The sequence below is a fragment of the aff. Roholtiella sp. LEGE 12411 genome (assembly GCF_015206995.1).
In the GTDB taxonomy this organism is placed as follows: Bacteria; Cyanobacteriota; Cyanobacteriia; order Cyanobacteriales; family Nostocaceae; genus Komarekiella.
In genome coordinates this window covers 1-4,435 of the sequence record NZ_JADEXR010000260.1, presented here as the reverse complement: position 1 = coordinate 4,435, position 4,435 = coordinate 1, and the positions used below count along the sequence as shown (strand labels likewise).

Sequence of the window (4,435 nt, the reverse complement as noted above, 5' to 3'; positions counted from 1 at the left end):
CTTATTCAATATAGCGAGCGCACATCACTTTGTCAACTACTTTCTCCTTTTTTTCTTACACACTCTTTTCAGCCTCCCTTCAAATCACTACAAAACATGGGTTTTTGACTCTACTATTCTTTAATCTGTATCCCCTCAATACTTCGGGGTAGACAATTATTCTATTTGCCAGTACCAACCAAAGGGATGGAGAAATGAGAGTTTGAGAGTTTTTTTGCGTAAGTCCTATCTAATGACAGGATACTGTTACGTGAGCTTTCTTACTTTTCAAACATCCTCTAAGCTCGACTTTATCCATTTTTACGCAACCCAAAACCCGACGCTAAAAGCATTGTGGAAAGGTAGTTTTAGTTTTTGGACTTGAGCGCAAATCAGTGATATGGAAAAAGTATTTGCCAAAAAGCCAGGGGTTTTGCCGAATCAAGAAAGCCGAGTTATTAATTTTGGATAAAGTCGAGCTAAGCACTCCCATAACCAAAGTTAAGCCAAATCATCCTTTCTAGCCATACTGGGCAGACTTTCAGAACTAGAGTTATGTAATTAGCGGGGACAGGTGTAGGTAGATATAATCTTGGTGTATCTGCAAAAACTAGATTTACAGTGGTTTCACTGCGCTCAAAATCATATTAATAAGTATAAAAATGATGTACAGTTTTGCTTCTTTAATACTTATGTTTTTGCAGAGATTTAGTAGTGTAGTAGCAGTAATCGCATTGTCATTTAGTGGTAAAGTGAGCGCTCAAACAACTAATAACTACATTTATATTGAAGTTGGTGCGGATAATCATGGAAATCCAATTACGCTAGATTTATCATCTATCAAAGGAACCGAGTATATACTTTTACACAAATATGGTGACAAAACAGTAAAAACAACTCTTCGTGCTTCCTGTAATGAAAATAGATTGTTTACAAAAAGAGTTTCTCTTTACACATCAACTGGACAGTTGACTAGTGATAATAAAACCGAACGAGAGATTTTTCCAAAACCTGGAACTGCTGACGCTGGCTCTATGGAGATTGTTTGTCAAGGAGCAGACATACACAATAGACCTCTTGTACGAATCAAGAAAACAAGGTAAGTTCATAGTTTATAAGTCTAGCAATAAAATTACATCGCAAGCCAAAACATTTTCTGCGATGACGATATTGTTCTTTGAAAAGGCAAAAAATCTTCAATCGACAATTGATGGGTTCGTCAACAATACTGTACACGATCGCCCTATCATTCATAGTTGGTGGGAGTCAGTTCTTATTAAGATAAAATTGGTATTTAGTATAGTTATCATGATGCAAGAGGATAATAAAAATTCCACGGGTTCTCAGGCTATCTTCCCTTTACCCCCTTTTTGAAAAGGTCATTGTGAGTAGAAGAATTAAATCTAAGCAAACTACGCACAGCCAGCTCTAAATCTTCCTCTTTTACTAAAGATTCTCCCATTAAAACTGCTTGTGTACCAGCCTCAACGACAAGAGATAAATCAGCAGGTGTATACAGTCCAGATTCACTAACGACGATAATGCCCAAGCTTTGAAGTTGCGATCGCCTAGCTGCTAGTAGTTGCTGAGTGGTGCTGATATCGATGCTAAAATCTTCTAGACTGCGGTTGTTAATTCCTACTAAACGTAGGTCATCAAGCTTTAGTACTCGATCCAGTTCAGCTAAGGTATGTACTTCTACTAAAGCATTCATTCCCAAATAGTGGATCACTCCTAAAAAGTCTTGGAGTTCTCTATCTGAGAGAATTGCTGCGATCAATAAAACGGCATCTGCACCTGCTGCCCGTGCTAAATAAATTTGGCACGGGTCTAAGATGAAGTCCTTGCACAATAGTGGCAGTGATACCCGGTGGCGGATAGCACGCAAATTCTCAAAACTGCCCTGAAAAAACTTCTGGTCAGTGCTGACAGAAATACAAGTTGCGCCACCACGTTGATAAGCTCTGGCGATCGCTACTGGATCAAAGTCTGCTCTAATAATGTCTTGAGTTAAAGATGTTTTTTTCACCTCTGCAATGATGCAGGGACGATAAGGATTCTGCTGCAAAGCAGTGAAGAAATCTCGTACGGTTGGAGCAGCAGTTACCTGACGTTGAAAAGAAGCCCAAGTCATCTCTTGCTGAATCTGTGCGACTTCATACTTTTTCTGCCACACTATTTCTTTGATAATGGGTTGTAAACGGCTATTAGGGGTAGTAGCGGAGTAAGTCATAAGCTGCTGTGGATGGGAAGTTCAATTGCTGGCATTCACTTATATTTGTGCTAATACAAAGTTGTCATTGCTTGCCATTTTGAGCTAACAGGGGAATCTTTTGAAATATTTTTTTTCTCTTGTGGACGATGCTGCACTACGCTACGCTCACCATGACGAAATACTATTTTTTCCAACTGGGCATAACATCAACTTTTCCCTTATTCAGAACTGAATCCAGGTTGATTTGAGGTCAAATGCTTCTACCGTCGCACTATCAGTTTTATTTTGCTTTGAGCTTGCAACTAAGCAGTTGTTTTTGAGCAATCTAATGTAGGTACGGTAGGGTATGTAGTCTATGGGGTTATAGCCAGCAAAACGCAGGATTAAAACACATGCCCAGGAATACTTGCCTGCAATGATTGCTTTTACAATTTGCTCAATTTGTTCATTATTGATTTTCTTGCTCATTTGTGTTTGGTAACTAGTAATGTTATGAGTCATAGCATGTACCTTTTTGTGTAAATTCAAACTAGTCTGTGTCTGCCAGGTTTTCTCCTTTCTTCCCAGAATTTAGTCTAGTCATTTCATTTCTGTGATGGAGCAAGATATACAAATTACTACTTAGGATTATCGTAGTGTGTAAAGAAAAAATCATAAAAAGTTTTCTCAGAGTTTTTTCAGGGAGTATAACGTGATCACACTTGGCATTGGCGGACAAATTGCTTTATGCTCAACCCCGTTTCACTATCTAAAAAAGAAAAGTTCGGCATTACAGCACAGCCTAAAAAACACATAACACTGCTTAGGCAAACATCTAAGTTTATACATAATATAAGCTTAAAAATTATTATCAATTGATATTTTAAGTAGGGGCGGGTTAAACCAGCTTAATAAATATCTAGTTCAACCCACTCTTACAGATAAACCGTATTGTAGAAGCTGCTTCTTCGTTAAGCTTACTCAATTTCGGCAACAGATATATGAACATTCTTTTTGATGTACATGTCTATTTTTTAGGTCTTAAAATTTTACTTATTCTCTTGAGCATGAGATTAACCTTTACTTAGTAAACGGGTGGATTAGAAATACTTACTCCATCTGAATAAGTCACTCCGCTATCACTGGAATATCATCAATTCACTCCGAACTTATTTGTACTTGTTCACTGCTCATCCCTTTGGGGTCACTGTGCCCAAAGTAAAAAATTGTACATTAAGCCCGAAGCCCTTGCTATACAAGGGCTTCCTTCATATCTTCTGAAATTACACAATTTTAGCGATCGCTTTTCCTTAGAAAACCAGCTCCTAGTGCATCGCGGCAGAAATAACTAACCAGTTGAGGCAGTGTCAGGATAGCCTAAAAACTTCCAAACAAATGGCTTTGCGAATGTACGATTAAACCAATTCGCAATTCGCAATTACGTTTAGTCATTTCATCAGTACTTATGATATGTATGTTATTGGTACTTAAAGCCTGTGCCTGTTGGTATAGCTGGCAAATTTGATTGGACTCTTGTTTAAATGTTTCTGGGTTTTTAGGATTTGCATTTAGCCAATAGCGATTTAAGTGTGGTTTTAACATCACTTGATTTTAAAAAACGACCCACACTCCGTGGCGAAATTTCTGTAACTATTCCCCGTTTGATTGCAATACGTGCTAGCTCAGTTGGTGTCCAATGGGTTACGGGAAGTTCTGAAGTTGCTGGAAGTTCACAAGCAAGTGCAACAATTTGTACTATTTCTTCGAGGCTAAATTTCCCTGGATTGCCTCGTCGCTGTTCGTCCATAAGAACCAAAATAATTTTTCTACGCAATGCTTGATCATCCATACCCTCCGATTCCGCTTGGTTCAATAATATAGCTGCATCTTGCCATCGGTTTCGCCATAGCCTGACACGGTTGCGTGTTAGTCCTAACAACAACGAAATTTCCGTATTTGTCATAGATGAACCCGCGTACAATACCAACTGTGCCCGTTGGACTAATCGAGAAGGGTTTGTGTGAGCACGAGTTATTTGAGAGAGCAAATGATGTTGCTTCTCAGATAGCATGATAGTCCTTGCTACTGGTTGCGGCATTTTTCGGCTCCCCTGAGAAATTGATAATATTAATATTAAGGGTTCTACCGATCCCCTTATGGAGATTTAACACTAAAGTGCCAAGATAATAGGCAGCGCAATCGAAAGTTTGCGAAATTACGAAAGCCATAACCTAGCCTTTTAATCAGCTTCAACTTATTGTT

The 4,435-nt window shown here is 38.6% G+C and carries 5 protein-coding genes; 1 reads left to right on the top strand and 4 read right to left on the bottom strand.

Going from position 1 to position 4,435, the window contains the following annotated elements:
* The first annotated feature begins 641 nt into the window (after positions 1–641).
* Positions 642–1,082, top strand: a complete 441-nt coding sequence (locus IQ246_RS28975; protein ID WP_244142200.1) for a hypothetical protein — start codon at positions 642–644, stop codon at positions 1,080–1,082.
* Between the two features lie 245 nt (positions 1,083–1,327).
* Here the strand turns inward: IQ246_RS28975 and trpC are convergent, their stop codons facing one another.
* The 4 genes from trpC to IQ246_RS28955 all read right to left on the bottom strand — a co-directional run.
* Positions 1,328–2,212, bottom strand: a complete 885-nt coding sequence (gene trpC, locus IQ246_RS28970; protein ID WP_194006734.1) for an indole-3-glycerol phosphate synthase TrpC — start codon at positions 2,210–2,212, stop codon at positions 1,328–1,330.
* A 204-nt stretch (positions 2,213–2,416) separates the two neighbouring features.
* Positions 2,417–2,695: a HetP family heterocyst commitment protein gene (locus tag IQ246_RS28965; protein WP_194006733.1), complete on the bottom strand. Its 279-nt coding sequence runs from the start codon at positions 2,693–2,695 to the stop codon at positions 2,417–2,419.
* 1,033 nt (positions 2,696–3,728) lie between these two features.
* Complete coding sequence (locus IQ246_RS28960) at positions 3,729–4,271, bottom strand: helix-turn-helix domain-containing protein (protein ID WP_194006732.1); 543 nt, start codon at positions 4,269–4,271, stop codon at positions 3,729–3,731.
* A 56-nt stretch (positions 4,272–4,327) separates the two neighbouring features.
* On the bottom strand, positions 4,328–4,435 hold a 108-nt coding region (locus IQ246_RS28955), incomplete at its 5' end, for a transposase (RefSeq protein WP_194004204.1).

Excerpts from the sequence above, each read along its gene's own strand:
- IQ246_RS28975 (WP_244142200.1), top strand. The coding sequence starts at position 642 with ATGATGTACAGTTTTGCTTCTTTAATACTTATGTTTTTGCAGAGATTT.
- IQ246_RS28960 (WP_194006732.1), bottom strand. The coding sequence starts at position 4,271 with ATGCCGCAACCAGTAGCAAGGACTATCATGCTATCTGAGAAGCAACAT.
- trpC (WP_194006734.1), bottom strand. The coding sequence starts at position 2,212 with ATGACTTACTCCGCTACTACCCCTAATAGCCGTTTACAACCCATTATC.
- IQ246_RS28965 (WP_194006733.1), bottom strand. The coding sequence starts at position 2,695 with ATGACTCATAACATTACTAGTTACCAAACACAAATGAGCAAGAAAATC.